The organism is Curtobacterium sp. MCLR17_042 (genome assembly GCF_003234695.1).
In the GTDB taxonomy this organism is placed as follows: Bacteria; Actinomycetota; Actinomycetes; order Actinomycetales; family Microbacteriaceae; genus Curtobacterium; species Curtobacterium flaccumfaciens.
This window is the reverse complement of record NZ_QKTD01000008.1, coordinates 148,026-173,491: the sequence shown is the minus strand read 5'-3', so window position 1 is coordinate 173,491 and position 25,466 is coordinate 148,026. Positions and strand designations below refer to the sequence as shown.

The window sequence follows — 25,466 nt, the reverse complement described above, 5'->3', positions numbered from 1 at the left end:
TCGTCGCGGTTCGGCGTCCGCAAGGTCCGGTTCACCGGCGGGGCGCGGTCGGGGTCGGGCTGGGCTGGCGGCGCCAGGTCGTTCCGGGCGTACCTGGTCGTTCCGGGCGTACCTGGTCGGAAGTTCGCACCGGGTATGCCCGGAAGCACCAGGTATCGCGGGTGTTCTGGGAAGGAACGGGCGCAGGGTGCGCGGGCGCGGGGTCGGGGTCGGGTCTACCTGGTTGTTCCGGGCGTACCTGGTCGAGTCGGGCGTACCTGGTCGAGTCGGGCGTACCTGGTCGAGTCGGGCGTGCCTGATCGTTCCGGGCGTACCTGATCGTTCCGGGCGTACCTGGTCGAATCGGGCGTACCTGGTCGGAAGTTCCGACACGGTATGCCCGGAAGTACCAGGTATCGCGGGTGTTCTGGGAAGGAACGGGCGTACCGCTCAGCCGCCGAACTCAGCCCGCGAACTCAGCCCCCGGCGAAGGGCGGCATGACGTCGACGACCTCGACACCGTCGAGCGAGGTCGCCCGGTCGCGCGTGGTCACGCCGTCGACCAGGTACGAGCAGCGCTCCTGCAGCGCACTCCATCGCGCAGGGTCCACGACGTCGATCGCGCCGAGGGCGGCCTCGATGGTGGGCCCCGACGTGGTCAGCGAGTCGACACCCACGGCAGCCCGGGCAGCGGCGAAGAACCGGATCGTGGTCATGCCTCAGCCGCCGATCGCGCTCATGCCGCGCGTCGGGTGCACGAGCTCGTCGCTGTCGTCACCGTGGTCGCGCGGCTTCGCCCACATCGCGAGCCGCCAGAGCTCGGCGACCTGGTCGTCGTCCGCCCCGGAGCGCATCGGCCCGAGCACATCGGTCTCCTCGTCCGAGAACAGGCAGCTGCGCACGTGTCCGTCGGCGGTCAGCCGGGTACGGGTGCAGTCGGCGCAGAACGACTCGGTGATGCTCGCGATGATCCCGACGGTGCCGAGCGGCTCCCCGGTGACGGCGTCGTGCACGCGGTACCGCTCGGCCGGGGCACCGTCGCGCGGGGCGTCGTCGGGGGTGAGCACGAACGACGTCGCCAGCAGTGCGCGGGTCTCGGCGGCGGTGATCATCGAGGTGCGGTCCCAGGCGTGGTCGGGGTCGAGGGGCATCTGCTCGATGAACCGCAGCTCGTAGCCACGCTCCAGGCACCAGCGGAGGAGTTCCGGGGCGGCCTCGTCGTTGATCCCGCGCAGCAGCACCGCGTTCACCTTGATGTCGAGCCCGGCGTCGTGCGCGGCCGACAGCCCGGCGATGACCTTGTCGAGGAACGGGCGGCGGGTCACGGTGGTGAAGACGTCGGGATCGACGGTGTCGAGCGACACGTTCACGCGCCGCAGTCCGGCGTCGTACAGGCCCTGGGCGCGGTGCGCGAGGCCGATCGCGTTCGTGGTGAGCGACAGCTCCGGGGCGTCGGGCAGCGCGGCGCACCGGGCGATCACGTCGACCAGGTCGTGCCGGAGCATCGGCTCCCCGCCGGTGAACCGGACCTTGCGGACGCCGAACCGCGACGAGCCGATCCGGACCAGCCGCTCGATCTCGGTCGCCGTCATCAGTGCCTCGTCGGGGGCGAACGGCAGCCCGGCCGCGGGCATGCAGTACGTGCAGCGGAGGTTGCAGCGCTCGGTCAGCGACACCCGCAGGTCGACGGCGCGACGCCCGAAGCGGTCGACGAGCCCGGCGGGAGCCGGGTCCACGGAGCCGGTCGTGCCGAGCAGGATCGCGGGTGCCATGGTCGTCAGCGTACGTGTTCCACGCGCCGGAACGTCAGCCGCTCCCACCACCGTCGCCACTGCGACCGCTCCGTGCGCAGCAGTGTGACGACCACGATGACCGCCACGGCCGCGAGCAACCACCACCGGTAGGCGTCCGCCGACGGCCACACCCCGCGCAGCGCGATGGCGAGGCCGATCGACAACCACTCCCACCGCCCGGACAGCACCACGAACGGGATGAGCAGCAGCGCGTACCAGGGGTAGCGCGGCGTCACGGCGAGGAACGTCACCCCGATCATCAGGACCTCGCCGGACCACGGCCGCGCCGGGTCGGACAGCCGCCACGCCACGAACGCCGCCAGCAGCACCAGGAGCCCCACCACCAGGGTCGCCGCGTCGCCCTTGACCACGAGCGACACCAGCGCGAACCGGGAGCCGTCCTCGTAGCCCTCCTCGTTCAGGTAGCCGGGCAGGTACCCGAGCACGTCGAGCCCGGTCGTCAGCACGTAGGGCACGTAGAGCAGCCCGAACACGGCGATGCCGATGGGGATCGCCCACCACGCCCGACCGCGGCCGAGCAACGGCGGGTACACGATCGCCGGGATGAGCTTGGTCGCGGTCGCGGCCCCGAGCGCGATCCCGCCCCAGATCGGCCGGCCGAACGCGACGAGCACGACACCGGCCGTGGCGAGGGCGGCGCCGACGACGTCGACGTGCGAGTTGGTGACCGCCTCGGACGCGACGAGCGGCGACCAGGCCCAGAGCGCCGCCCACCAGGTCGGACGGCCGATCCGGCGGAGCACCAGGACGAGCCCGACGGTCACACCGAGCGACACGAGCAGCCCGGCGACCTGGAACGGCAGGTACTGCGCGGTCGCCGGCACGAAGAACCGCACCGCGGCGAACCACAGCTGCGCCATCGGCGGGTAGATCGTCGTGACGTCGGGCCTGTTGATCGCGGTGCAGTGCCCGTCCGCGCCGTCGCCGAGCCCGCGGAACCGGGGCTTCAGCGGATCGCACGTGCCGTCGACCTTGTCGGGGAACAACCAGTCGGGTCGCAGACCGGACAGTGCCGCGGACTGGGGGGTGTGCGCGTACGGTGAGACACCGGCATGCTGGACGATGCCGTCCCACGCGTACCGAGCGGAGTCGGTGCTCGTGTTGGGCGGGCCGACCAGCGCGGCGATGCCGATCACCACCGCTCCGCCGATGACCATGGTGGTCATCCACCGGACGGGCACGAAACGCACCGCGAGCACGGCGATCACGAAGACGGTCCAAGCGATCAGCGTCCACGCAACGAATGCAGAACGATGGCCCGATCGGAGGAACCCCAGATGCGTGACGCCGACGGCGATGACGCCCGACAGGGCGAGTACCCCAACGACGGCCAGCACCGTGCCGATCCGGACGGCGGTGCCGTCGGCCAGGGACGGTCGGAGGGCACGCAGTCGGTCGCTCATGGTCCGTCGAGGCTATCCGGCCTCCAGCGCCTGCTGCACGACGGACGAGCAGCTCTGGCGTCCCCCAACCGCAACGCCCGCTCGGCCGTGGTGCTCGGGCGCCTGCTCGGCATCGCGTTCCTGATCTGCTTCGGCACCGGGATCTACAGCCACCTGCTGCAGGAACCGCTCGGCTGGATGCGGTTCCCGACCCGTCCGACGCAGCTGTACCAGTTCACGCAGGGCCTGCACATCACGACCGGCATCGCGATCATCCCGCTGCTGCTCGCCAAGCTCAACACCGTCATGCCCGCCCTGGTGCAGGTGCCGCCGGTGCGCGGCGTGCTGCACCTGCTCGAGCGGCTTTCGATCGCGGTGCTCGTGTCCGCGTCGATCATCCAGGTCGTCACCGGCCTGCTCAACACGTACCAGTGGTACCCGTGGCCGTTCCCGTTCCGCCAGGTGCACAACGCCCTGGCCTACGTGATCATCGGGTCGCTGGCCATCCACATCGCCGCCAAGCTGCCGGTCATCGCCCGCTACTGGCGGAAGCGCGACTCCTACGACGTGCACGGCCGGTTCATCGCGGACCCCGCGTCCGGCAGTGAACTGCTCCCACCCGGTCTGGAGGCTCATTCAGCGTCCGCCCCGCGCGCTGCGGTCTCCGAGACCACCGGGTCCACCGCCCCCGGCCTGCTGGGCCGCGTGTTCCGCTGGATCGACGGCGTCGACGCCGCCCCCGGCGGCGCCGAGTCCCGTCCCACCGGACCCGACACGGCCCCGGAGACCCGCGAGGTGTCCGAGGAGCCGAGTCCCGCCCAGCCGACGGCCGACGTGGCGGAGGCGAGCCGGGCCTCCAGGCCGACGCCGGAAGCAGCCACCGGACGACGCCAGCGCATCGCCCGACGCGGGTTCTTCGCCGGCGTGACGGCGGCGACGGTCGGCGTCGTCGCGCTCACGGCGGGGCAGTCCTCGAAGCTCGCGGAACCGTTCAACGTGTTCGGCGCCCGCGGCCGCGGCATCGGCGCGAACGGGTTGCCGGTGAACCGCACCGCGCGGGCGGCCGGCGTCCTCGCCACCGCGACCGCCGCCGACTGGACGCTCACCGTCGTCGGCCACGACGTGAGCCGGACGTTCGTCCGGGCGGAACTCGTCGCGCTCGGCACCGCGCAGGTCGACCTGCCCATCTCGTGCGTCGAGGGGTGGAGTCAGATGGCGACCTGGAAGGGCGTGCGGATGCGCGACCTGCTCGACGCCGTGCAGGCGCCGCAGGGGTCGCACGTGCGCGTGACGAGCCTGGAGCGGCACGGCGGCTACCGGATCATGGACATGGGACCGGAGTACGCCGAGGACCCGACGACCCTCGTCGCCCTCGAGCTGAACGGTGCGACGCTCGACCTGGACCACGGGTTCCCGGCGCGGATCATCGCTCCCGGACGGCCCGGTGTGCTGCAGACCAAGTGGATCGAGAAGATCGAGGTGCTCCGGTGAAGGCCGCGCGGATCGTGCTCGTGGTGATCGGCGTGCTGGTCATCGCGTTCGGGGCGTACGTGCTCGTGACGTCCGTCAAGCCGAACCGCATCGGCGGGCTCGGGGTGTGGCTGCTCGCGGCGGTGGTGCTGCACGACGCGATCCTGTCGCCGTTCGTGGTCGGTGCCGGGCTGCTGCTGCGTCGGGCCGGACGCTCGCTGCGGGCCTGGGTGCTCGTCGTCGTGCAGGCGGCGATCGTGCTCGGCAGCGTGCTCGCACTGGTGGTCCTGCCGGAGATCGCGGCGAAGGACCACGGGCAGAAGAACCCGACCGTGCTGCCGTTCGACTACGGCACGCGGCTGCTGCTCGTCGAGGGGGCGCTGCTCGTCGTCGTGGTGGTCGTGCTCGTCATCGGGGTGGTGCGGTCGCGTCGCGCTGGCGGGCCGTCTGGTTCGTCCGGTTCGTCCGCGGTGCGCACCACTGGTTAAAGGGACAACCTTTCGGTATGATCAGGTCATGACCGACGAGACCCCGTGGCTCACCCGCGAGCAGTTGCGCGCGTGGATGAAGCTCGTCGCGGTCATGGAACTCCTGCCGGCGGCGCTCGACCAGCAGCTGCAGCGCGACGCCGACCTGACGCACTTCGACTACATGGTCATCGCGATGCTCTCCGAGACCGACACCCGGACCCTGCGGATGTCGGCGCTCGCCTCGGCCACGAACGCCTCGTTGCCGCGGCTGTCGCACGTGGTGTCCCGCCTCGAGAAGCGCGGGCTCGTGACCCGGTGCCCGTCGACCTCCGACCGCCGAGCGACCGACGTCCGGCTGACCGACGCCGGGTACGCCACCATCGTCGACGCTGCCCCGGACCACGTCCGCACCGCCCGCCGGGTGGTCATCGACGCGCTCTCCGACGAGCAGGTCGCGCAGCTCGACGGCATCGCGGCATCGCTCCTGACGCGGCTCGACCCCGAGGGGCGGTTCGCGGCGCTGACCTACCCGCGCGAGGACGACGACACCGCGATCTGCGAGCAGCGGCTGACGGGTGCGGCGACCGACTGAGGCGGGCTGACGGCCGCGTCCCTGCAATAGGCTCGCCGCATGACCGACCCCGCCGCGCCGTCCGACACGTACTCCTACCTCGGACCCGCCGGCACCTTCACCGAGGCAGCCCTGAAGCTCGTCGAGGCCGCCGCCGGCAAGCCCTGGCGGAGCGTCAACAACGTCGGTGAGGCCCTGGACGACGTCATGTCCGGCCGCTCGATCGGGGCCGTCATCGCGATCGAGAACAGCGTGGATGGTGGGGTCAGCGCCACGCAGGACGCCCTGGCCCGGATCCCCGGCGTGCGGATCGTGGGGGAGTACCTGGTCCCCGTCGACTTCGTGCTCGTCGCCCGACCCGGCACCACCCTGGCCGACGTCCGCACCGTGAACGCCCACCCGGTCGCCTACGCCCAGACCCACAACTGGCTCGAGGCGAACCTGCCCGGCCACGGCCACATCCCGGCGTCGTCGAACGTCGCAGCGGCCCTCGCCCTGCTCGAGGCGAACCCCACCGCCGACGCCGCCGTCGCGCCGCCCGGCATCACCGACCACCACGACGTCGTCGTGCTCGCGTCGTCCATCGGCGACAACGCCTCGGCAGTCACCCGGTTCGTGCTCGTGTCAAAGACCCTGGCGCTGCCCGAGCCGACCGGCGCCGACAAGACGAGCGTCATCGTCGAGCTGCCCGCCGACCACCCCGGCGCCCTGGTCGACATGCTCGAGCAGTTCGCGACGCGGGGCATCAACATGGGGCTGCTGTCGTCACGGCCGATCGGTGACGAGCTCGGCCGCTACCGGTTCGTCATCGACCTCGACGGGCACGTGCGCGACGAGCGGGTCGCGGACGCGCTGCTCGGCCTGCGCCGCTTCAGCCCGCGCGTGACGTTCCTCGGGTCGTACCCGCGTGCGGACGGTGCCCGGCCCGAGGTTCCGGCGCGCTACTCGGACGCCGCGTTCGTCGAGGCGCGGGACTGGCTGCGCGCGATCGTGTCGGGCGAGCCCGGGGCGCGGTAGCCCGTCTCGCGGCGGCGCGGTGCGTCCCGTGCCCGATCGACCGGCTCAGGGCACCTGTCGCGAGCCGTGGCGGTCGTCCGCCGAGTCCGGCACCCGCACGGAGAGCCCCATCGGGTCGATGCGCGAACGGAAGGCGATGACCTCGCCCACCGGGTCGCCGTCGATCTCGAACTCGTCGGGCCGCTCGAGCCGCGCCGTGAACTCCTGCCCGCGCAGGTAGCGCAGGGGTCGTTCCTCGCGCGAACGCGACACGATCTTCTTGCCGACGGCGGTCTTGCCCAGGTTCGACCGGCGGAACGCCCGCAGGATCCCGTTCTCCCAGAACACCCGGGCACCGATCCGCACCCAGCCGAAGAACCCGCGGGGTCGCATCACGGCGATGTCGAACACGCCGTCGTCGATCTCGGCGTCGGGCAGCAGGATCGCGCCGGCCTGCAGCATGCCGCAGTTGCCGACGATGAGCGAGTGCGCTCGGAGCGAGTGGTTGCCGTCGTCGTCCAGCTGGTAGCGGAACTCGAACGCGTTGGCGTCGCGCACCGAGCGGAACAGCGAGTCGACGTAGGCGAGCCAGCCGACCTTCTTCTTCAGCTCGGGGCGGGTGTTCACGAGCATCCGGGCGTCGAGCCCGAGGCCCGCCATCACCAGGAAGCCGAAGCGTTCGCGCTCGCCCCCGGGACGCTCGACCTTGAGCATGCCGAAGTCGATCTTGCGGTCGTCGCCGTGGAAGATCGTCCGGACGCTCGCGGCCAGGTCATCGAGGGGGAGCTTCATGTTGCGCGCGAGCAGGTTGCCGGTGCCGCTCGGCAGCAGCGCCAGGGTCGAACCGGACTCGTGCACGACCTCGGCGACCGCACGGACCGTGCCGTCACCACCGGCCGCCGCGACGACGTCGGCACCGGCCTCGATCGCCGCGCGGGCCATGCCGCCGCCCGGGTCTTCCTCCGAGGTCTCGAACCACAGGGTCTCGGCCCAGCCGGCCTGCTGCTGGTGTTCCTGCACCGTGCGCTTGAGGGTCGGCAGGTGGACCTTGACCGGGTTGTAGACCACCGCGGCCGTCCGCTGCTCGGTGGGGAGGGCGTCCTGGTCCGCGGGCGCGGTCTCCGAAGGGGTCGACATACGTCCACGCTACCGATCGAGGCTGCGTGCGGTTGCCCCGTCTAGGATGGGGCGGTGATCGATCCACAGCTGCTTCGCGACAACCCGGACGTCATCAAGGCTTCACAGCAGGCGCGTGGTGCCTCCGTGGCCGTCGTCGACGAAGCCGTCACCGCCGATTCCGCCCGCCGCAGTGCGATCACCTCGTTCGAGTCGCTCCGCGCTGAGCAGAACGCGTTCGGCAAGACCGTCGCCAAGGCCCCGAAGGACGAGAAGGCCGCGCTCGTGCAGCAGGCCCAGGCCCTCGCCGCAAAGGTGAAGGAGGCGCAGGCCACCGTCACCGCGGCCGAGGACACCTTCAACACCGTCGTCCGCGGCATCCCCAACGTCGTGCTCCCCGGTGTGCCCGAGGGCGGCGAGGACGACTTCGTCACGCTCCGCACCGTCGGCACCAGGCCCGAGTTCGACTTCGAGCCGAAGGACCACGCCGACCTCGGTGAGCACCTCGGCATCATCGACATCCCCCGCGGCGTGAAGGTCTCCGGCTCGCGCTTCTACTTCCTGCGCGGCATGGGCGCCCGGCTCGAGATCGCGCTGATGTCGCTCGGCCTCGACCGTGCGATCGCCGCCGGCTTCGAGCCGCTCATCACCCCGACGCTCGTCCGCCCCGAGACGATGGCCGGCACCGGGTTCCTCGGTGAGCACGCGGCCGAGGTCTACCGGCTCGAAGCCGACGACCTGTACCTGACCGGCACGAGCGAGGTCGCCCTGGCCGGCTTCCACGCCGACGAGATCCTCGACATCGAGAAGACCGCGCACCGCTACGCCGGCTGGTCGACCTGCTACCGGCGTGAGGCCGGGTCGGCGGGCAAGGACAACCGCGGCATCCTCCGCGTGCACCAGTTCAACAAGCTCGAGATGTTCGCCTACGTCCACCCGGACCAGGCCGAGGCCGAGCACGAGCGCCTCGTCTCCCACCAGGAGCAGATGCTCCAGGACCTCGGGCTGCACTACCGCGTGATCGACGTCGCCGGCGGTGACCTCGGCACGAGCGCCGCGAAGAAGTACGACATCGAGGCCTGGGTCCCGACGCAGGGCACGTTCCGCGAGCTCACCTCGACGTCGAACTGCACGACGTACCAGGCCCGCCGCCTCGACATCCGCTACCGCACCGAGAGCGGCAAGACCGCCCCGGTCGCCACCCTGAACGGCACCCTCGCCACCACCCGCTGGATCGTCGCGATCCTCGAGACGCACCAGCAGGCCGACGGTTCCGTCGTCGTGCCGGAGGTCCTGCGCCCCTACCTCGGTGGCGTCGAGGTGATCGAGCCCCGATGAGCACCCAGGGACGGTTCGTGGACGGCACCGAGCAGGGCGCGGGCACCGACGCGCCCGCCCGCACCAAGCGCTGGCTGGTCGCGCTCGACATCGACGGCACCACCATGCGCGAGGACGGTGTCATCACCGAGGCCGTCGTGGCGGCAGTCCGTGACGCCGAGGCCGCCGGGCACGAGGTCATGCTCTCGACCGGCCGCAGCGAGGGCATGACCGTGCCCCTGCTCGAGACCCTCGGCATCCGGCCGAAGTACCTGGTCTGCGCGAACGGTGCGCTCATCCTGGCCCGCCGCGCCGACGGCTCCTACGTGCGCGAACACGTCGAGCGGTTCGACCCGTCCGAGGTGCTGCAGACCATCCACGGCGCGCTCGAGAACGCCGCGTTCGGCGTCGAGGACGAGACCGGTCACTTCCTGCTGTCCGGCAACTTCCCCGACGACACGATGACCGTCGAGGGCGAGCACGTGCCGTTCGAGCAGCTGCTCGGCGTCGAGGCCACCCGCGTCGTCGTCATCTCGCCCGGCCACGACACCGAGGACTTCCTGCAGATCGTCGAGCAGATGGGCCTGCACAAGGTCTCGTACTCCGTCGGCTGGACGTCGTGGCTCGACATCGCTCCGGAGGGCGTGACGAAGGCCACCGCGATGGAGCGCGTGCGCGAGTGGCTCGACATCCCGCGTTCCCGCGTCTTCGCCGCGGGCGACGGTCGCAACGACATCGACATGCTCCGCTGGGCCTCGACCTCCGGTCGCGGCGTCGTCATGGGCCAGGCCCCCGACGACGTCGTCGACGCCGGCAACGAGCTCACCGGCGGCATCACGGACGACGGCCTGGCCGCGGCGCTCGACTCCCTGCCCCGCTAGTCCGCGCTTGCGCGCACCCCAGCCTGGAGGCCCGGGTAGACTTCCCGGGACGCGATCACGTCTCGCCACGTGGTCGCGTCACTGGAGGGTTGTCCGAGCGGCCGATGGAGCCTGTCTTGAAAACAGGTGGGCAGAGATGTCTCGTGGGTTCGAATCCCACACCCTCCGCGATGGACACACGGTTGCGCCCACTCCGCCTCGACGACGCGGCCGTCCTGGCTGCGGTCATCACCGAGAACGCCGACCACCTGCGACCGTGGGAACCGGCCCGAGCGCCGTCGTACTACACGGAGTCCGGCCAGCGGGACGTCATCACGCAGGCCCTCGCCACGCAGCGCGCCGGCAACGCGGTGCCGTTCGTCATCGAGTCGACCGACGGGGAACTCCTCGGCCGCATCACGCTGAGCGGCGTCGTCCGCGGCGCCCTGCAGTCGTGCGCGATGGGGTACTGGATCCGCGCCGACCGCACGCGCCAGGGCCACGCGTCCCGCGCTGTCCGCGCGGCCGCCGATCACGCGTTCGACGTGCTCCGGCTGCACCGCGTGCAGGCTGAGACCCTGCCCGAGAACGTCGGCTCGCAGCGCGCGCTCGAGTCGGCGGGCTTCACCCGGTACGGCTTCGCGCCGGAGTACATCAAGATCAACGGGGTCTGGCGCGACCACGTCATGTTCCAGCTCCTCGCGCCGACGCCGGCCCCGTGATCGAGGTCGTCGAGTACCGGTCGTCCTGGCCCGAGCGGTTCCGGCAGCTCCACGACGCGTACGCCGCCGCGCTCGACGGCGCCGACGTGCCGTTCCGGAGCATCGAGCACGTGGGCAGCACGTCCGTGCCGGGCTTGGCGGCGAAGCCCGTGCTCGACGTCGACGTCGTGGTGGACGCTGCCGACGTCCCGGCCGCAGTGGCGTCGATGGCGACGATCGGCTTCGAGCCGCGGGGCGAACTCGGCGTCCCGGACAGGCAGGCGTTCCGGGCCCCGGAGCGGTTCGCCCCGACGAACACCTACGTCGTCACGACCGGATCGCTCGCGCTGCGGAACCACCTGGCCGTCCGCGACGTGCTGCGTGCCGACCCGGCGCTGCGCGACGAGTACGCCGCCGTGAAACGCCGGGCAGCCACCGAGGCCGAGGACATCGACGACTACATCGAGCGGAAGAGCGACGTGCTGGGCCGGATCCTGCGCGTCGGCGGCTTGACCGACGACGAGCGCGCCGCCATCACCGCCACGAATCGTCGGATCACCGACCGCGGCGCAGCCGGTTGACCCGCCGCACTCACGGCACGAACGGGAGCGGGTACGGCATCAGGAGGTGGCCGTCGGTCAGGGGCATCAGCGCCAACATCCCGACCAGCGAGCTCGTGATCAGCGCGACCGCGGCAAACCACGATGCCGACCGGCGGTCGCGACGTGCACTCCGGGCGGTCAGCAGCAGGACGCAGAAACCGATCACATGCGCGACCACCACCACCGGGAGACCGAGGGACAGCGCGCCCTCGTTCGGGTGCGAGAAGTCGTCAGCTGAACGTCGGTTGTCGACGTCGGACGCCAGGTACAGCCAGAACCACGTGGCGAAGCCAGCGAACGTCCCGAGCGCTGCCGTCGCCCAGAAGACCGCAGTGCGCCCTGCCGATGTCCACCCGCTGCGCCGCTGACCGAACGCTTCCCCCGCCGTCATCGGGTCAGCGTACCGGCGGGGAGCGGGCAGTTGATCGGGGCGCGTGACGGTTCTGGTTCAGGAACCCGGGTGTTCGTGAACCAGAACCGTCACCGTCCCGACGAGAACCGGCCTCAGGCGCTGGCGAGCATCGGGTAGAGCGCGGTGAGCGGGGCGCTCAGGCCGGCACGGACGTCGCGGCTGACCTGGTCGGCGAGGACCTCGTGCTCGCCGGCCTCGACCGCGTCCCAGATCGACCGGACGATGTCGGCGGGGTCGGACTTCTCGACGTCGAGGTCGGCGATCATGCCGGTGTCGGTGTAGCCGAGGTGGGCGCCGACGACCTGGGTGCCCTGGGGTGCGAGCTCGAGACGCAGGGAGTTCGTGATCGACCAGAACGCGGCCTTCGACGCCGAGTACGCGCCGGCGAGGGCGACCCAGCTCAGGGCGGAGTGCACGTCGATCAGCGCACCGTTGGCGATCGAGGGGGCGAAGGCCTTGGCGACGCGGAGTGCACCGAAGACGTTGGTGGCGAAGATGCGCTCGACCTCTTCGACGGAGACGTCGACGAGCGGGTCGGAGCCGGCGATCCCGGCGTTGTTCACGACGACGGTCACGTCGGCTGCGGCGCGGGCTGCGGCGTCGACGCTCTCCTGGCTCGTGACGTCGAGGGCGAGCGGGACGATGCGCTCGTCGTCCCAGGTGCGGGGGTTGCGGGCGGTCGCGTAGACCTTGGTGGCGCCACGCTCCAGGGCCTGGGGGACGAACTCGGCGCCGAGGCCGCCGTTGGCTCCGGTGACGAGGACGACGGCGTTGGTGAGGTCGGTCATGAGTGCTCCAGACAAGAGAAGGTGAGTACGGAATTCGAACCTAGCACGTTGTGTCCGGAAATCGAACCCAGCTAGGATGAACGCATGCTCGGCATCCTCGGCGGCGACGAGCGCTGCCCCATCGCACGCTCCCTCGACGTCCTCGGCGAGAAGTGGACGCTCATGATCGTCCGCGACGCCGTCGGCGGCTCGACCCGCTTCAGCCAGTTCCAGCAGAGTCTCGGCATCCCGCGCGAGGTCCTGACCGCACGCCTGGCCTCACTCGTCGACGGGGGAGTGCTCGAGCGCACGACCTACAAGCCCGAGGGTGCCCGTGCCCGCGAGGAGTACGTCCTGACCGACGCCGGCCGGGACCTGTCGCTCGTGCTGCTCGCCCTCGGGGGCTGGGCAGACCGACACCGGCCGTCCGAGCGGGCGTCGGACCTGCGCTTCGTCGACGCGGAGACCGGCGAGGCGGTCGAGGCCGCCGCCGTGACCGTGGATGCGCAGGAGCGCATCCCGACCGCGCGCCTCCGCGCCGTCATGGAGCCGGCGTCCTGAACGCGACCAGCTGACGGCGTGGAGGCCCGTGGCGGCCCCGTCCCGCGCCTCCCCACCGGCACGGCCGGCCCGCCGCTGGCGCGTCGGTCCGGAACCGGCGGCGTGGGCCCCCAGGCTGTCGGTGGGTACGTCAGCGACGCACGTCGCACCCGCAACTCGCGCCGAGGACCAACTCGGCGGGGACCAGGTCGCGGTGCCACTGGTTGTCGGCGTCGAGGCCGAGCACACGGTCGACCGCGGCGACCGCCATCGTCTCGATCGGCTGCCGGACCGTGGTGAGCTGCGGGTTCGTGTAGTCCGCCTCGGCCGCGCCGTCGAACGACACGATCGCGACGTCCTCGGGGACGCGCAGACCGAGCTCCCACAGTGCGCGCATGACGCCGATCGCCTGCATGTCGGAGCTGACGAAGACGGCTCGGGGGCCGGTCTCGTCGGCGAACATCCGGAGGCCGGCTTCGTAGCCTCCGAGCCGGGTGAAGTCGGTGCGGACGATGGGCCCGTCGGGCAGGCCGGCCTGGCGCAGGGCACGCATCCAGCCCTGCTCGCGGAGCTCCATCGAGCCGGTGTGCCCCATCACGAGGCCGATCGAGCGGTAGCCGTGCTCGACCAGGTGCTGCGTGCCGTCGAGGGCACCGCGCAGGGCGTCGACACCGATGCTGGCGTACTCGGGGACCTCGAAGAACGTGTTGAGCAGGACCATCGGCAGGCCGGGGTCGGTGACGGTCGACAGGTCCGGGTGGGTCATGATGCTCGTCACGATGATGCCGTCGACCTGGCGAGCGGAGAGGCTGCGGAGCCGCTCGCGCTCCTGGGCGGCATCGCCGTCGCTGTTGGCGAGCAGCACGTCGTAGCCGCGCGCAGCCGCGGCGTGGGTGACGGCGACGGCGAGCTCGGACCAGAACGGGTTGTCGAGTTCGGGCACGATCAGGCCGAGCATCTTCGACGAGCCGGTGCGCAGGGCCTGGGCGCTCGCGTTCGGGCGGTAGCCGAGGACGCGGATGGCCTCGCGCACCCGGGCGGCGGTGGCGGCGGCGACGGGGCGCGGTCCGTCGTGCACGACGTAGCTGACGACGGAGGTGCTGACCCCGGCGTAGCGGGCGACGTCCGCACGGGTGACCGCCCTGGGGTTCGTCGGGACGGTCACGGGTGCCACCTTCGTCGGGTCCGGGAGCGTCGTTCGGGTGCCGGCCCACGACGGACCGGCACCCGAACGACACGTGTTACTCGGACGCGATCGTAGCCGACGGTGCGGCTCCGGCCGTCGTCGGTGCGCTCGTCGTCGTGGTGCTCGTCGCCGCAGTGCTCGCCGTCTCAGGGGCGTCACCGAAGTCCGGCACGTCGAGGCGGGCGCCACCCTGCAGCGCGGACTGGTGGGCGATGATGCCCGGCAGGGTGAAGCGCGCGGCGGTCCAGGCGTTCACCGGCGGCAGGGTCCGGTCGACGACGGCACGGACGAAGTCGTCGGCGAGGAACTGGTGGCTGCCCTCGTGCCCGGTCGGCACGCCGTCGTACTCGGCGGGCAGACGGTCGGTGTCGTGCACCTCGGCGTAGCCGGAGACGAACGCGTCGCGCAGGGACGGGTCGACGTCGGCCAGGCGCGGGTCGTCGAGGGACATCGTCGCCTGCGTGTCGATCTTGTCGCTGATGTCGTACGAGTCCTCCTTGTCCTGCCAGACGCTGGTCTTCGCGAGCTGCTCGAAGCTGGCCTCGGTGCCGAAGTAGCGGAAGCGCGACTCACGGATGTGCGACGGGTAGCCGACGCGACGCATCTCATTGATGCGCATGACCCCGCCGTTGTCGAGCTCGAACAGCGCGGTGGCGTTCGAGAAGTCGTTGTCGAACTGGCTGACGTCCTTGTCGAAGACGCCGTCGCCGCGGTCGTCCTTCACGCCGATGCAGCTGACGCTGACCGCATGCCCGGGGATCGCGCCGAGGACCCCGCCGACCGAGTGCGTCGGGTAGAGCATGGGCGGGTAGCTGGCGGTGCGCTTCCACTCGTCGCCGCCGCTGTACTGGTACGCGGCGTAGAAGCCGAGGTCCATGTCGTGCACGTAGTCGCCCTCGGCGTAGAACACCCGGCCGAAGGCACCGGCGGCGACCTGCTTGCGGGCGAACACCGTCGCGGGGTTGTAGTAGCTCGTCTCGCCCATCATGTAGGTCAGGCCGGTCTCGCGGACCGCCTGGATGATGTCGCGGATCTCGTCGACGGAGATCGCCATCGGCACGGCGGAGTACACGTGCTTGCCGGCGCGCAGGGCCTTGACCACGAGCGGGCCGTGGGTCCAGCGCTGCGTGAAGATCGCGACGGCGTCGACGTCCGAGGCGAGGACGGCGTCGAAGTCCGGGAACGTGCCGTCGAGGTGCTGCGTCTCGACGAGTTCGGACGCGCGCTCGTCGACGAGGTCCGTGACGTAGACCCGGTCCACGTCGGGGTGGAGCTTGAACAGCTTGGCGAACTGGGGGGCGAACTGGCCCGCGCCGACCATTCCGACAGAGATCATCAGTGACCTTTCCAGGGGTGTGGGATGCGTCGCCGAGCGGGTCGCTCCGATGCGATCGAGCGCCATCCTGACACACCCTGTCTACACGTGACAACCCCCGTCGACGGCCCGAAAAGAGCCTCTTGCCAGCAGTGGTCCCCACGTGTAGATTCCCGGCTCACGGACTGCTGCACGTCAGTCCACCGCAGACGAAGGAGTCGCGATGGCAACCGAGAGCCCTGTGTCGTCACCCTTGACGACCGCCAGCACGAGACGGAGGAGTCGGTCCGCCGACCTCGCCCGTGCCCGCACCACCGCACCACGGCGCCGCCCCAGGAACGACCTGTGGCTCGCGCTCGTCTTCATCGCCCCGGCAGCCGTCGGGTTCGCGGTGTTCCTCGCCTGGCCGACCGTGCGGGGCATCTACCTGAGCTTCACGTCCTACAACCTGCTCACCGAGCCCGAGTTCACCGGCCTGCAGAACTACGCCCGCCTGGTGCAGGACTCGATCTTCTGGCACTCGATGGTGGTGACGGTCGAGTACGTCCTCATCAACATCGTCATCCAGACCGTCGTCGCGCTGTTCATCGCCGTGATGATGCACCGGCTGACGAAGTCGACCTTCGTGCGCGGCATCGTGCTCGCGCCGTACCTGGTGTCGAACGTCGTCGCCGCCCTGGTCTGGCTCTGGATTCTCGACACCCAGCTCGGCATCGGCAACGAGATGCTCGCCGCACTCGGGCTCGACCGCATCCCGTTCCTGCAGAGCGACGTCTGGGGCATCCCCTCGATCGCGCTCATCAACGTCTGGCGGCACGTCGGCTACACCGCACTGCTCATCTTCGCCGGCCTGCAGTCGCTGCCCGAGACCGTGTACGAGGCCGGACGCATCGACGGTGCGAGCGAGTGGAAGATGTTCTGGCGCATCACGGTGCCGCTGCTCCGCCCGATCCTGTCCCTGGTGCTGATCATCACCGTGATCGGGTCGTTCCAGGTGTTCGACACCGTCGCCGTCACCACGCAGGGCGGCCCCGCGAACGCCACGAACGTCGTGCAGAACTACATCTACAACCTGGCGTTCGGCCGGTTCCAGTTCGGCTACGCGTCCGCGGTCTCGGTCGCGCTCCTCATCGTCCTCAGCATCATCACGATCATCCAGTACCGCCTCACCCGCTCGGGTGAGTCCGACCTGGACTGAACGGAAGCGCCATGACCACGACACTCACCCGTTCCGTCACCACGTCCCGCCCGCCGCGGATGGGCGCCGGCCACCGCCGCCGCCCGTCGCTCGGCCGGGTGCTCGCCTGGGTCGCGATGATCCTCGTCATCGTCGTCACCCTGTTCCCGTTCTACTGGATCCTGCGCACCGCGCTGTCGTCCAACACCGCGATCAACTCCGACCCCACCTCGCTGCTGCCCGTCGGGTTCAGCCTGGGCGGGTTCGAGCGGGTCTTCGGCCTGCAGTCCACCGAAGAGGCACTGGCGCAGGGCGGCTCCGGCGCCGCGCTGAACTTCTGGCGGTACCTGCTCAACTCGATCCTGGTGTCGACGCTCGTCACCGTCGGCCAGGTGTTCTTCTCGGCAGCGGCCGCCTACGCCTTCGCCCGGCTGCGCTGGCCCGGTCGCGACAAGGTGTTCGGGGTGTTCCTGGCCGGACTGATGGTCCCCGCGATCTTCACGCTGCTGCCGAACTTCACGCTCATCAAGCAGCTCGGGCTCGTCGACAACCTGCTCGGCATCGCCCTGCCGACGATGTTCATGACCCCGTTCGCGGTGTTCTTCCTGCGGCAGTTCTTCCTCGGCATCTCGAAGGAGGTCGAAGAAGCGGCCCTCATCGACGGCGCCGGCAAGGTCCGCGTGTTCTTCCGGCTCGTCATCCCGATGGCCGCGGCCCCGATCGCCACCCTCGCCGTGCTGACGTACATCACGAGCTGGAACGACTACTTCTGGCCCCTCATGGTGTCGTACACCGACAGCTCGCGGGTGCTGACCGTCGCGCTCGGCGTCTTCAAGTCGCAGACCCCGCAGTCCGGCACCGACTGGGCCGGGCTCATGGCCGCGACCCTGGTGGCGGCGCTCCCGATGATCCTGCTGTTCGGCGTCTTCGCCAAGCGGATCGTCAACTCCATCGGCTTCTCCGGGATCAAGTGACCCGGCTGTCGGACAGGACGAACACCATGACGAACCAACTGACCCGCCGCACGCTCTTCGCCGGCGGTGCCTCCGCCCTGGCCCTCGGCGCGCTCGCCGCCTGCTCGTCGCCCGGTCGCCGCACGACGAACCGGCCGGGTGCGCGCACCGTGAGCTACTGGCTCTGGGACGCCAACCAGCAGCCCGCGTACCAGGCCGTCGCCGACGCGTTCCACCGCGCGAACCCGGACATCACCGTGAAGATCACCCAGCTCGGGTGGAACGACTACTGGACCAAGCTCACCGCGGGCTTCATCGCCGGCACCGCGCCCGACGTCTTCACCGACCACCTGACGAAGTTCCCGCAGTACGCCGACCTCGACGTGCTCTACAAGCTCGACGAGCTCGACGCCACGAAGGGCATCCGGGACGACGACTACCAGTCCGGACTCGCCGAACTGTGGAAGGGCCAGGACGGCCACCGCTACGGCTCGCCGAAGGACTGGGACACCGTCGCGATGTTCTACGACCAGAAGGCGATGGCGAAGGCCGGGGTCTCCGCCGAGGAACTCGGGTCGCTCGAGTGGAACCCGGAGGACGGCGGCACGTTCGAACGGATGCTCGCGCGGCTGACCGTCGACTCGAAGGGCCGACGCGGCGACGAGGACGGCTTCGACAAGGACGACGTCGCGGTCTACGGCATCTCGTCGAACGGCTCGGGCGGTGACGGCTTCGGCCAGACCCAGTGGTCACCGTTCACCGGATCGGTCGACTGGTTCTACACGAACGAGAACCCCTGGGGCGACAAGTTCCGCTACGACGAGCGCGTCGTGCAGGACACCCTCGCCTGGTACTACCGGCTGGCCGAGAAGGGCTACATGGCGAAGTACGGGGTGTTCTCCACCACGACCGGGCCCGAGGTCCAGCTCGGCGCCGGCAAGTGCGCGCTGTCGTTCAACGGCTCGTGGATGATCGGTTCGTACCTCGGCATGGAGGACCTCGACGTCGCGGTCGCCCCGACCCCGATCGGCCCGTCGGGTCACCGTGCGTCGATGTTCAACGGGCTCGGCGACTCGATCACGAAGCAGGCGAAGGACCCCGAGGCCGCCGCGAAGTGGGTGGCGTTCCTGGGCAGCGACGAGGCGCAGCGGATCGTCGGTGAGAGCGGGATCGTGTTCCCCGCCCGTCCCGCGGGCACCGAGGCCGCGGTGGCGTCGTTCCGGAAGCGCGGGCTCGACGTCTCGGCGTTCACCCGGCAGGTCGAGGAGGACACCACGTTCCTGTTCCCGGTCACGAAGAACCCCGCCGACGTGCAGGCCCTGCTGCAGCCCGCCTTCGACGACGTCTACGCGAACGGCAAGCCGATCTCGACGCTGACCGGGGTCAACGAACAGGTCAACAACCTGCTCGCCCTCACCTGATCGAAACCCGAAACCCGAAACCCGAGACCCGAAACCCGACACCCGACACCCCGCCCGTCGTCCGCATGCCGCACCGTCCGGTGCGGTGTGCGGACGACGCGTTGACCGTGCCGCCGACCACGACCCAGACTGCAGGGGATGACTTCCCTCACCTCCCTCGTCTACATGTCCGTCGCCGTCGACGACCTGACCGACGACCAGCTGGTCGCCATGCTGCGTGAGGCGCGGCTCCGCAACCACGCGCTCGGCGTCTCCGGGCTCCTGCTCGCCAAGGGCGGCCGTTTCATGCAGGTGCTCGAGGGTCCGGTCTGGAGCGTCGAGGACCGTTTCGCCGCGATCGAGCGCGACCCGCGGCACACCGGCGTGAAGTCGTTGTCGCGTGAGTCCATCAGCACGCGTCGGTTCGACGGCTGGGCGATGGCGTTCGGCAGCCCGACCGGGGACGAGCTCCGTGACGAGCCCGGGTTCAGTACCTTCCTCAGCGACCGCACCGGTCTGCCGACCGGGGTGGCGGGCACGCCCGCCGACTGGCTGCTCCGCTGGTTCCGTGGGCGCGACCTGCAGGACCTGCCCGAGGAGCGCATCACGCTCGGCCGGCACGCGGCCTGAGCCGCACCACACCTCGGACTGCCGGCACGCGGCCTGTGCCGCACCACCCCTCGGACTGGAGGCGCGGTGCCAGCTGGCACCGTCCCTCCAGACTGTGAGACTGGTCCCGTGGAACGACGTGAGCAGATCCTGGTGGCCGCGGCGGAGGAGTTCGACCGCGTCGGCTTCGCCGGCGCGACGATCGCGGGCATCGCCCGCGCGGCGGGCGTCTCGCAGGGCACGCTGCACTTCCACTTCCCGACGAAGCTCGCCCTGGCGCTCGGCGTCATCGGCGAGCAGAACGCCCGCACCTTCGACGTCGTCAGCCACACCGACAGCTCGCCGGTCGCCGCGCTGATCGGAGCGTCGCACGGCATCGCGGACCTGCTTCGGACCGACCCGATCGTGCGGGCGGGGATCCGGCTGTCGCTGGAGCGCGGCGAGTTCCAGACCGCGACGCTGAGCTTCTACGAGCAGTGGATCGGCGGGATCGTCGACGTGTTCCGGTTGGCGGTCGCGAGCGGGGAACTCCGGACGGACCTGACCGCGGAGCAGCTCGGGTCGACGGTGGTGCCCTACTTCACCGGCGTGCAGCTCGTGTCCGACGTCCGGACGCGGCGCACCGACCTGATGCCGGCCGTGGCGACGATGTGGCGCGTGGTGATCGCGGCGACGGCGGACCCGAAGCACCGCGACCGGCTGCTCGCCGTCGTCGAGGACGCGTTCGGCGAAGGCTGACCCGGCGACGGCGTGCAGCGTCGGTTCAGAGGTCGTGCAGCTCGCGGTCGCGGAACCACTTCAGCAGCCAGGCCGCACTGGTCCGGTCGAACGAGCGCGGGAAGTCCATCGTGCCGGACAGGAAGGGACTGAAGCCCTCCTCGGAGCGGAGGTCCGAGTCGTCGAGCGCGCGGTAGGCCATCGACCAGCCGTCGAACCGTCGGCGCTCGATGTCCTCGCGCACGAGGGACTTGACCTCACCGTGACGGCGGTCCTTCGCGATGACGTCGTACCGGTCTTGTACGCTCCACGCCGGCCCCTCGAGCAGCTGCATGAACCGGCCGCCCTTGGCGAGCAGGAGCCCGGAGACCCCGAGCGCTTCGTTGCGCAGCCGGGACTCCGCGAGCAGCACCGCCATGGCCTGGTCGTCGAAGGGGACGACGGCACGGCTCATGTAGACGATGGAGACGAGCACTCCTCCATCCTGCTGGGTGGAAGGCCGCTGCGCGAAGCGGATGTCCGCAACGCGCCCCGCGGATCGGCGCCGAGGATCAGCCCTGCGGCAGCTCGTGCGCGGTGACGTCCTCGTTGCGCTTCTTCCGCCACGGACGGGCCGGGGTGTTCGGGCCGTCCCACACCAGGATCGCGCCCCAGGCGGCGGCGATCAGCGGCACCGAGATGATCGCGCCGGTGATGCCGGCGAGGACGGTGCCGGCGGTCAGCCCGATCAGGATGACGAGGCCGTGCAGCTTGAGGGTGCGACCCATCAGGACCGGCTGCAGGAAGTTGCCCTCGAGCTGGTTCACGACGATCACGATGCCGATCACGATGAGTGCCTGCAGCGGGCCGAGGGCCACGAGCGCGACCAGGGCGGCGAGGATGCCGGCGGCGGTGGCGCCGACGATCGGGATGAACGCCGTGATGAACACGATGACGGCCAGCGGCAGGGCGAGGGGGACGCCGACGATCGCGATGCTGACACCGATGCCGATCGCGTCGACGGCAGCGACGGTGGCCGTACCGCGGACGTACCCGCCGAGGGTCGAGACGACCCGGTCGCCGACGCGACGTGCTCGGGCGTAGCGCTCACCGGTGAAGGGGCGGAGCAGGAACTCCCAGATGCTCGGGCCGTCCTTCAGGAAGAAGAACAGCACGACGATCATCAGGACGAGTCCGGTCAGGAAGTTCGCGGTGGCCGAGGCGCCGGCGAGCGCACCCGAGCCGAACTGGGCGCTCGTGACGAAGTCGGACGCCGACGCGACCGCGTCGTCGATCTGCTTGTCCGAGATCGAGAACGGCAGGTTCTTCGCGAACTCCTGCAGTTGCTGGAACCCGTCGACTGCCGACTTCTGCAGCTGCGCCCACTGGTTCTCGACCGCGACGACGATGAGCCAGCCGATCAGCCCCAGGATCACGAGGACGCCGATGAGCACCGCGAGGGTGGCCACCACCGACGGCACCCGGTGCTTGCGGAGCCACGACACCACCGGGTGCATGGCGGACGCGATGATGAGCGCGAGGAGCACCGGGATCGTGACGACGCTCAGGATGTTGCTCGCCCAGACGATGCCGGCGACGACCACCACGACGATGATGAGCTGCAGGCACCGGGTCGCGAAGTGCCCGGCGGAGTCGGACCACGCGGCCTGGACCCTGGACGGCGGGGCTGGGGTGGTCGGGCGCGGAGCGTCGCGGAAGAACGGCATGCCGGAGACGCTACCGACCGGACGGCCGCCGCGCCGGTTCCGACGGCTCGATCGTCCGACCGGTGTCCTGTCCCCGCGTCGCCGGGGCGACCAGGAACGCCGCGACCAGCAGGACGAGCGGCACGAGCATCGCCGTCTGCAGGCCGAGGTGCTCCCCGACGAACCCGAGCAGCGGCGGCCCCACCAGGAACGCGATGTACCCGGCGGTGGCCACCACCGACACCCGGCGGTCGCCGTCGGTGGGGTGGTCGCCCGCGGCGGAGATCGACAGCGGGAACCCGAGGGCGATGCCCAGACCCCAGACGCCGGCGGCCGCCGCGGTGACGACCGGACTCGGTGACAGCACGACGAGCAGGACCCCCACCCCACCGACCGCGGCACAGACCCGGACGACCGGGGCGCGACCGAACCGGGCGACGAGCGGGGTGCCGGCCGCGCGACCGATGAGCATGGCGAGGGCGAACCCGGTGAACACGAGGGACCCGACGGACTCGGGGGCGTCGTGGTCGGTGGTCATCAGCAGCGGGAGCCAGTCGCTCGCGGCACCCTCGGCGAAGGCCATCGCCAGCGTGATCACGGCGATCATGGCGAGCTGCACGGTGAGGACGGAGCGGCGGGCTCCCCGACGGGTGCCGCCGGCAACGGCAGGCGCATCGCTCGGTGTCTCACGGGGCACCGGCCGCAGGTTCAGCGCCGCGAACACCGCCAGCGCGGCCATCACCGCGGCGCCGACGAGCAGGTGCACCCGGACCGGGGTCCCCGCCGCCGTCATGGCGATGCCGACGACCCCACCGACCACGCTGCCGAGGCTGAAGCAGGCGTGCAGCACCGGCACGACCGGTCGTCCGATCTGCCGTTCGACCGCGGCGGCCTCGACGTTCAGCCCGATCTCGGCGACGCCCGCCCCGAAGCCGATCAGGAACAGCCCGACCCAGACCCCGGCGGCGACCTGCGCCGGGGCGAGCAGCGCGACGAGCACCATGCCGACGACGGGCAGCGCGCCCCCGAGCAGGATGAGCGGGCGGTTGCCGGTCCGTCGCACCAGCGCCCCGGCGCCGAGGATCCCGATCATCGACCCGATCGACAGCCCGAGCAGGACGAGGCCCATCGCCTCGATCGAGGCTCCGAGCTCGTCGCGGATCGCGGGCGTCCGGGTGATCCACGTCGCGATCCCGAACCCGGTCACCGTCGACGTGGCGAAGAGTGCGAGTCGATGCCGCCCGGCCATGCCCCCATCTGATCGGTCCCCGGACGGCCCGTCAAGGGCGACCGCGTTCCGCGCTTAGGATCGGGCGCATGGCGACCGTCCTCCTCGTCCGTCACGGACGCACCACCGCGAACGCCACCGGCGTCCTGGCCGGACGCACCGCCGGCGTGCGACTCGACGCCGTCGGCCGCACCCAGGCCGAGCGGACCGCGGAGCGCATCGCCGCGGTGCCCGTCGTCGCCGTCGTGTCGAGTCCGCTCGAGCGTTGCCGGCAGACAGCCCGCGCGATCCTGGACCGGCAGACAGACCGGCAGACAGACCGGCAGACCGGTGCACCCGCCTCGCTGATCGAGCGGGCCATCACCGAGGCCGACTACGGGCAGTGGCAGGGCCGGAAGCTCGCCGACCTGGCGAAGGAGCCCCTCTGGCGCACGGTGCAGGCGAACCCGAGCGCCGTCGTGTTCCCCGGCGGTGAGTCCATGCAGACGATGCAGTCCCGGGCCGTCGCGGCCGTCCGGCGCATCGACGCCGAGGTCGAGGCGGAGCACGGACCCGGCGCCGTCTGGGTCGCGGTGAGCCACGGCGACATCATCAAGAGCGTCCTCGCCGACGCGTTCGGCATGCACCTGGACCTGTTCCAGCGCATCGGCGTCGGCCCGGCCTCGGTGTCCGTCGTGCGCTACGGCGAGCACCGCCCCGAGGTCGTCGCGACGAACACCGAGTCCGGTGACCTGTCCTGGCTGCGCACCGCCCCGGCACCCAGCGGGGACGCCGCGGTCGGCGGCGGCGCGGGCCATCCGGAACCCGATGCGCACACCGGCACCGGGCGTCCGGCGCCCGACGCGCCCGCGGGTCCTGCCGGACCCTGAACGGCCGGAGCCGAGCGCTCCTACAATGCGGGTATGCCCCCCATCGTCCACGGCTTCGACTGGCCGGACCGCCTCGTCGTCGGCACCATCGGCCGTCCGGGTGAGCGCGCCTTCTACATCCAGGCCCGCTCCGGTCGGCGCGTCACCAGCGTCGCGCTCGAGAAGGAGCAGACCGCCGTGCTCGCCGACAAGATCGACGAGCTCCTCGACGAGGTGGCGACCGTCGACGACAACCGCTTCAGCGTGCCGCCGTCGGTGCCGGTCGAACTCCGCGACCCGGAGCCGCTCGACCAGCCCGTCGAGGCCGAGTTCCGCGCCGGGGCCCTGAGCCTGGGCTTCGACCCGTCCACCGCGCAGGTCGTCATCGAGGCGTACCCGATCGACGACGAGGTCGAGATCGTGTCCGAGGAGAGCGAGGACGGCATCGAGATCGAGGCCGTCGTCGAGATCCCCGAGCCCGCCGAGCTGTTCCAGGTGAAGATCCCGGTCGGCACCGCCCGGGCCTTCGTCGAGCGCACGCGCGAGGTCGTCGCCGCCGGTCGTCCGCCCGGCGACGCATGAGCGACGGCTCGCTCTCCGTCCGGGCGCGCATCCGTGAGGCGTCCAACGCCACCTTCCTCGCCGAACTCGACGGCGCGACCGTCGTCTACAAGCCCATCGAGGGCGAGCGCCCGCTGTGGGACTTCCCGGACGGCACGCTCGCCGGCCGCGAGATCGCCGCGCACCTGGTCTCCGAGGCGTTCGGCTGGGGTGTCGTCCCACCCACGTGGATGGGGGACGGTCCGTTCGGGCCCGGCATGGTGCAGCGCTGGCAGGACGTCGACCCCGAGCAGGACGCCGTCGACCTGGTGGCGCCGGATCTCGCCGAGGCGGACGGTTCGCCCTGGCTGCCCGTGCTCGAGGCCATCGACGAACACGACCAGCCCGTCACGCTCGTGCACGAGGACTCCGAGGCCCTGCGCCGGATGGCCGTCTTCGACGTCGTCGTGAACAACGCCGACCGCAAGGGCGGGCACGTGCTCGCGATGCCCGACGGCCACCGCTTCGGCGTCGACCACGGGCTCACCTTCCACGTCGAGCACAAACTCCGGACGGTCCTGTGGGGCTGGATCGGGGAGCCGCTCGGGCCGGACGAGCTCGAGGGCCTCGACCGGGTGTCCGACGCCCTGCGCGGCGGTCTCGGCGACGAGCTCGCCGAGCACCTGACGGACGAGGAGATCGACACGCTCCGGGCGCGCTGCGCGGCCCTGCGCGCCGTCGGGATCTTCCCGCCGCCGCCCGGTCACGGCCCCGCCGTGCCCTGGCCGCTGTTCTAGACGCACCCATGGAC

Annotated in this window: 28 protein-coding genes and 1 tRNA gene; 18 read left to right on the top strand and 11 right to left on the bottom strand. The window is 71.0% G+C overall.

Features of this window, described 5'->3' with window-relative positions:
• Nucleotides 1–455 precede the first annotated feature (455 nt).
• The 3 genes from DEJ02_RS10195 to DEJ02_RS10185 are packed head-to-tail and all read right to left on the bottom strand — an operon-like array spanning nt 456 to nt 2,959.
• Entirely contained in the window at nt 456–695 is a 240-nt protein-coding gene (locus DEJ02_RS10195) for a MoaD/ThiS family protein (RefSeq protein ID WP_111029838.1), read from the bottom strand.
• Between the two features lie 3 nt (nt 696–698).
• Nucleotides 699–1,751: a GTP 3',8-cyclase MoaA gene (moaA, locus tag DEJ02_RS10190; RefSeq protein WP_111032935.1), complete on the bottom strand. Its 1,053-nt coding sequence runs from the start codon at nt 1,749–1,751 to the stop codon at nt 699–701.
• 5 nt (nt 1,752–1,756) lie between these two features.
• Nucleotides 1,757–2,959, bottom strand: coding sequence for a glycosyltransferase family 87 protein (locus DEJ02_RS10185; RefSeq protein WP_181440322.1), 1,203 nt, complete (start codon nt 2,957–2,959; stop codon nt 1,757–1,759).
• Nucleotides 2,960–3,070: 111 nt separating this feature from the next.
• Between DEJ02_RS10185 and DEJ02_RS10180 the strand changes: the two genes are divergently transcribed.
• From DEJ02_RS10180 to pheA, 4 genes are read left to right on the top strand one after another with little or no spacing between them, the layout of a single operon-like run.
• Nucleotides 3,071–4,666 carry a molybdopterin-dependent oxidoreductase gene (locus DEJ02_RS10180; RefSeq protein WP_181440321.1) on the top strand — a complete coding sequence of 532 codons (1,596 nt, stop codon included), beginning with the start codon at nt 3,071–3,073 and terminating at the stop codon, nt 4,664–4,666.
• Nucleotides 4,663–5,133: a hypothetical protein gene (locus tag DEJ02_RS10175; protein WP_111032931.1), complete on the top strand. Its 471-nt coding sequence runs from the start codon at nt 4,663–4,665 to the stop codon at nt 5,131–5,133. The genes DEJ02_RS10180 and DEJ02_RS10175 overlap by 4 nt, the downstream gene beginning before the upstream one ends.
• A 28-nt stretch (nt 5,134–5,161) precedes the next feature.
• A complete protein-coding gene (locus tag DEJ02_RS10170; RefSeq protein ID WP_017888293.1) occupies nt 5,162–5,707 on the top strand; it encodes a MarR family winged helix-turn-helix transcriptional regulator in 546 nt (181 codons plus the stop codon).
• Between the two features lie 39 nt (nt 5,708–5,746).
• Nucleotides 5,747–6,703: a prephenate dehydratase gene (pheA, locus tag DEJ02_RS10165; protein WP_071406510.1), complete on the top strand. Its 957-nt coding sequence runs from the start codon at nt 5,747–5,749 to the stop codon at nt 6,701–6,703.
• Between the two features lie 45 nt (nt 6,704–6,748).
• Here pheA and DEJ02_RS10160 read toward each other — a convergent pair whose 3' ends face one another.
• The gene (locus DEJ02_RS10160) at nt 6,749–7,819 is read right to left on the bottom strand and encodes a diacylglycerol kinase family protein (RefSeq protein ID WP_111032929.1); all 1,071 of its coding nucleotides are present in this window, start codon (nt 7,817–7,819) and stop codon (nt 6,749–6,751) included.
• A gap of 54 nt (nt 7,820–7,873) precedes the next feature.
• On the opposite strand from DEJ02_RS10160, the gene serS reads away from it, so the two are divergent.
• The 5 genes from serS to DEJ02_RS10135 all read left to right on the top strand — a co-directional run bounded on the left by serS (nt 7,874) and on the right by DEJ02_RS10135 (nt 11,257).
• Nucleotides 7,874–9,136, top strand: a complete 1,263-nt coding sequence (gene serS, locus DEJ02_RS10155) for a serine--tRNA ligase (protein ID WP_111032927.1) — start codon at nt 7,874–7,876, stop codon at nt 9,134–9,136.
• A complete protein-coding gene (locus DEJ02_RS10150; protein WP_084741461.1) occupies nt 9,133–9,996 on the top strand; it encodes an HAD family hydrolase in 864 nt (287 codons plus the stop codon). Before serS ends, DEJ02_RS10150 begins: the two co-directional genes overlap by 4 nt.
• Before the next feature lie 83 nt (nt 9,997–10,079).
• Nucleotides 10,080–10,164, top strand: a tRNA-Ser gene (locus DEJ02_RS10145).
• A 2-nt stretch (nt 10,165–10,166) separates the two neighbouring features.
• Entirely contained in the window at nt 10,167–10,697 is a 531-nt protein-coding gene (locus DEJ02_RS10140; RefSeq protein WP_111032926.1) for a GNAT family N-acetyltransferase, read from the top strand.
• Entirely contained in the window at nt 10,694–11,257 is a 564-nt protein-coding gene (locus DEJ02_RS10135) for a GrpB family protein (RefSeq protein WP_111032924.1), read from the top strand. Before DEJ02_RS10140 ends, DEJ02_RS10135 begins: the two co-directional genes overlap by 4 nt.
• 10 nt (nt 11,258–11,267) lie before the next feature.
• Here DEJ02_RS10135 and DEJ02_RS10130 read toward each other — a convergent pair whose 3' ends face one another.
• Entirely contained in the window at nt 11,268–11,669 is a 402-nt protein-coding gene (locus tag DEJ02_RS10130; protein WP_111032923.1) for a hypothetical protein, read from the bottom strand.
• Between the two features lie 113 nt (nt 11,670–11,782).
• A complete protein-coding gene (locus DEJ02_RS10125) occupies nt 11,783–12,478 on the bottom strand; it encodes an SDR family oxidoreductase (protein WP_111032921.1) in 696 nt (231 codons plus the stop codon).
• 84 nt (nt 12,479–12,562) lie between these two features.
• Here DEJ02_RS10125 and DEJ02_RS10120 point away from each other — a divergent pair, with 84 nt between their 5' ends.
• Nucleotides 12,563–13,018, top strand: coding sequence for a helix-turn-helix domain-containing protein (locus DEJ02_RS10120; protein WP_111032919.1), 456 nt, complete (start codon nt 12,563–12,565; stop codon nt 13,016–13,018).
• A gap of 130 nt (nt 13,019–13,148) precedes the next feature.
• On the opposite strand, the gene DEJ02_RS10115 is transcribed toward DEJ02_RS10120, so the two are convergent.
• Nucleotides 13,149–14,162: a LacI family DNA-binding transcriptional regulator gene (locus DEJ02_RS10115; protein ID WP_258378714.1), complete on the bottom strand. Its 1,014-nt coding sequence runs from the start codon at nt 14,160–14,162 to the stop codon at nt 13,149–13,151.
• A 76-nt stretch (nt 14,163–14,238) separates the two neighbouring features.
• A complete protein-coding gene (locus DEJ02_RS10110; RefSeq protein ID WP_375342366.1) occupies nt 14,239–15,519 on the bottom strand; it encodes a Gfo/Idh/MocA family protein in 1,281 nt (426 codons plus the stop codon).
• A gap of 202 nt (nt 15,520–15,721) precedes the next feature.
• Here DEJ02_RS10110 and DEJ02_RS10105 point away from each other — a divergent pair, with 202 nt between their 5' ends.
• The 5 genes from DEJ02_RS10105 (at nt 15,722) to DEJ02_RS10085 (ending at nt 20,375) form a co-directional block, all read left to right on the top strand.
• Nucleotides 15,722–16,696 carry a carbohydrate ABC transporter permease gene (locus DEJ02_RS10105; RefSeq protein WP_228516654.1) on the top strand — a complete coding sequence of 325 codons (975 nt, stop codon included), beginning with the start codon at nt 15,722–15,724 and terminating at the stop codon, nt 16,694–16,696.
• An 11-nt stretch (nt 16,697–16,707) separates the two neighbouring features.
• Nucleotides 16,708–17,649 (top strand): carbohydrate ABC transporter permease, encoded by a 942-nt coding sequence (locus tag DEJ02_RS10100; RefSeq protein ID WP_027466099.1) that lies wholly within the window; start codon nt 16,708–16,710, stop codon nt 17,647–17,649.
• Between the two features lie 26 nt (nt 17,650–17,675).
• On the top strand, nt 17,676–19,049 hold the full coding sequence (locus tag DEJ02_RS10095) for a sugar ABC transporter substrate-binding protein (RefSeq protein ID WP_220038378.1): 1,374 nt from the start codon (nt 17,676–17,678) through the stop codon (nt 19,047–19,049).
• A 138-nt stretch (nt 19,050–19,187) separates the two neighbouring features.
• Nucleotides 19,188–19,658 (top strand): BLUF domain-containing protein, encoded by a 471-nt coding sequence (locus tag DEJ02_RS10090; protein ID WP_051596847.1) that lies wholly within the window; start codon nt 19,188–19,190, stop codon nt 19,656–19,658.
• Nucleotides 19,659–19,766: 108 nt separating this feature from the next.
• A complete protein-coding gene (locus tag DEJ02_RS10085; protein WP_146250700.1) occupies nt 19,767–20,375 on the top strand; it encodes a ScbR family autoregulator-binding transcription factor in 609 nt (202 codons plus the stop codon).
• A 25-nt stretch (nt 20,376–20,400) separates the two neighbouring features.
• Here DEJ02_RS10085 and DEJ02_RS10080 read toward each other — a convergent pair whose 3' ends face one another.
• The 3 genes from DEJ02_RS10080 to DEJ02_RS10070 form a co-directional block, all read right to left on the bottom strand.
• The gene (locus DEJ02_RS10080) at nt 20,401–20,829 is read right to left on the bottom strand and encodes a BLUF domain-containing protein (protein ID WP_027466101.1); all 429 of its coding nucleotides are present in this window, start codon (nt 20,827–20,829) and stop codon (nt 20,401–20,403) included.
• A 76-nt stretch (nt 20,830–20,905) separates the two neighbouring features.
• On the bottom strand, nt 20,906–22,060 hold the full coding sequence (locus DEJ02_RS10075) for an AI-2E family transporter (RefSeq protein WP_111032910.1): 1,155 nt from the start codon (nt 22,058–22,060) through the stop codon (nt 20,906–20,908).
• A gap of 10 nt (nt 22,061–22,070) precedes the next feature.
• Complete coding sequence (locus DEJ02_RS10070; protein ID WP_111032909.1) at nt 22,071–23,288, bottom strand: MFS transporter; 1,218 nt, start codon at nt 23,286–23,288, stop codon at nt 22,071–22,073.
• 68 nt (nt 23,289–23,356) lie between these two features.
• Here DEJ02_RS10070 and DEJ02_RS10065 point away from each other — a divergent pair, with 68 nt between their 5' ends.
• Genes DEJ02_RS10065 through DEJ02_RS10055 form a run of 3 tightly spaced genes read left to right on the top strand, consistent with a single transcriptional unit; the run spans nt 23,357 to nt 25,452 of the window.
• Nucleotides 23,357–24,136: an MSMEG_4193 family putative phosphomutase gene (locus tag DEJ02_RS10065; RefSeq protein WP_111032907.1), complete on the top strand. Its 780-nt coding sequence runs from the start codon at nt 23,357–23,359 to the stop codon at nt 24,134–24,136.
• Nucleotides 24,137–24,169: 33 nt separating this feature from the next.
• Complete coding sequence (locus DEJ02_RS10060) at nt 24,170–24,697, top strand: DUF3090 domain-containing protein (RefSeq protein ID WP_111032905.1); 528 nt, start codon at nt 24,170–24,172, stop codon at nt 24,695–24,697.
• The gene (locus DEJ02_RS10055) at nt 24,694–25,452 is read left to right on the top strand and encodes an SCO1664 family protein (protein WP_111032903.1); all 759 of its coding nucleotides are present in this window, start codon (nt 24,694–24,696) and stop codon (nt 25,450–25,452) included. The genes DEJ02_RS10060 and DEJ02_RS10055 overlap by 4 nt, the downstream gene beginning before the upstream one ends.
• Nucleotides 25,453–25,466: the final 14 nt, after the last annotated feature.

Excerpts from the sequence above, each read along its gene's own strand:
- DEJ02_RS10195 (WP_111029838.1), bottom strand. The coding sequence starts at position 695 with ATGACCACGATCCGGTTCTTCGCCGCTGCCCGGGCTGCCGTGGGTGTC.
- moaA (WP_111032935.1), bottom strand. The coding sequence starts at position 1,751 with ATGGCACCCGCGATCCTGCTCGGCACGACCGGCTCCGTGGACCCGGCT.
- DEJ02_RS10185 (WP_181440322.1), bottom strand. The coding sequence starts at position 2,959 with ATGACCACCATGGTCATCGGCGGAGCGGTGGTGATCGGCATCGCCGCG.
- DEJ02_RS10180 (WP_181440321.1), top strand. The coding sequence starts at position 3,071 with ATGCGTGACGCCGACGGCGATGACGCCCGACAGGGCGAGTACCCCAAC.
- DEJ02_RS10170 (WP_017888293.1), top strand. The coding sequence starts at position 5,162 with ATGACCGACGAGACCCCGTGGCTCACCCGCGAGCAGTTGCGCGCGTGG.
- pheA (WP_071406510.1), top strand. The coding sequence starts at position 5,747 with ATGACCGACCCCGCCGCGCCGTCCGACACGTACTCCTACCTCGGACCC.
- DEJ02_RS10160 (WP_111032929.1), bottom strand. The coding sequence starts at position 7,819 with ATGTCGACCCCTTCGGAGACCGCGCCCGCGGACCAGGACGCCCTCCCC.
- DEJ02_RS10150 (WP_084741461.1), top strand. The coding sequence starts at position 9,133 with ATGAGCACCCAGGGACGGTTCGTGGACGGCACCGAGCAGGGCGCGGGC.
- DEJ02_RS10140 (WP_111032926.1), top strand. The coding sequence starts at position 10,167 with ATGGACACACGGTTGCGCCCACTCCGCCTCGACGACGCGGCCGTCCTG.
- DEJ02_RS10130 (WP_111032923.1), bottom strand. The coding sequence starts at position 11,669 with ATGACGGCGGGGGAAGCGTTCGGTCAGCGGCGCAGCGGGTGGACATCG.
- DEJ02_RS10125 (WP_111032921.1), bottom strand. The coding sequence starts at position 12,478 with ATGACCGACCTCACCAACGCCGTCGTCCTCGTCACCGGAGCCAACGGC.
- DEJ02_RS10120 (WP_111032919.1), top strand. The coding sequence starts at position 12,563 with ATGCTCGGCATCCTCGGCGGCGACGAGCGCTGCCCCATCGCACGCTCC.
- DEJ02_RS10110 (WP_375342366.1), bottom strand. The coding sequence starts at position 15,519 with ATGATCTCTGTCGGAATGGTCGGCGCGGGCCAGTTCGCCCCCCAGTTC.
- DEJ02_RS10105 (WP_228516654.1), top strand. The coding sequence starts at position 15,722 with ATGGCAACCGAGAGCCCTGTGTCGTCACCCTTGACGACCGCCAGCACG.
- DEJ02_RS10100 (WP_027466099.1), top strand. The coding sequence starts at position 16,708 with ATGACCACGACACTCACCCGTTCCGTCACCACGTCCCGCCCGCCGCGG.
- DEJ02_RS10095 (WP_220038378.1), top strand. The coding sequence starts at position 17,676 with ATGACGAACCAACTGACCCGCCGCACGCTCTTCGCCGGCGGTGCCTCC.
- DEJ02_RS10090 (WP_051596847.1), top strand. The coding sequence starts at position 19,188 with ATGACTTCCCTCACCTCCCTCGTCTACATGTCCGTCGCCGTCGACGAC.
- DEJ02_RS10075 (WP_111032910.1), bottom strand. The coding sequence starts at position 22,060 with ATGCCGTTCTTCCGCGACGCTCCGCGCCCGACCACCCCAGCCCCGCCG.
- DEJ02_RS10070 (WP_111032909.1), bottom strand. The coding sequence starts at position 23,288 with ATGGCCGGGCGGCATCGACTCGCACTCTTCGCCACGTCGACGGTGACC.
- DEJ02_RS10065 (WP_111032907.1), top strand. The coding sequence starts at position 23,357 with ATGGCGACCGTCCTCCTCGTCCGTCACGGACGCACCACCGCGAACGCC.
- DEJ02_RS10060 (WP_111032905.1), top strand. The coding sequence starts at position 24,170 with ATGCCCCCCATCGTCCACGGCTTCGACTGGCCGGACCGCCTCGTCGTC.
- DEJ02_RS10055 (WP_111032903.1), top strand. The coding sequence starts at position 24,694 with ATGAGCGACGGCTCGCTCTCCGTCCGGGCGCGCATCCGTGAGGCGTCC.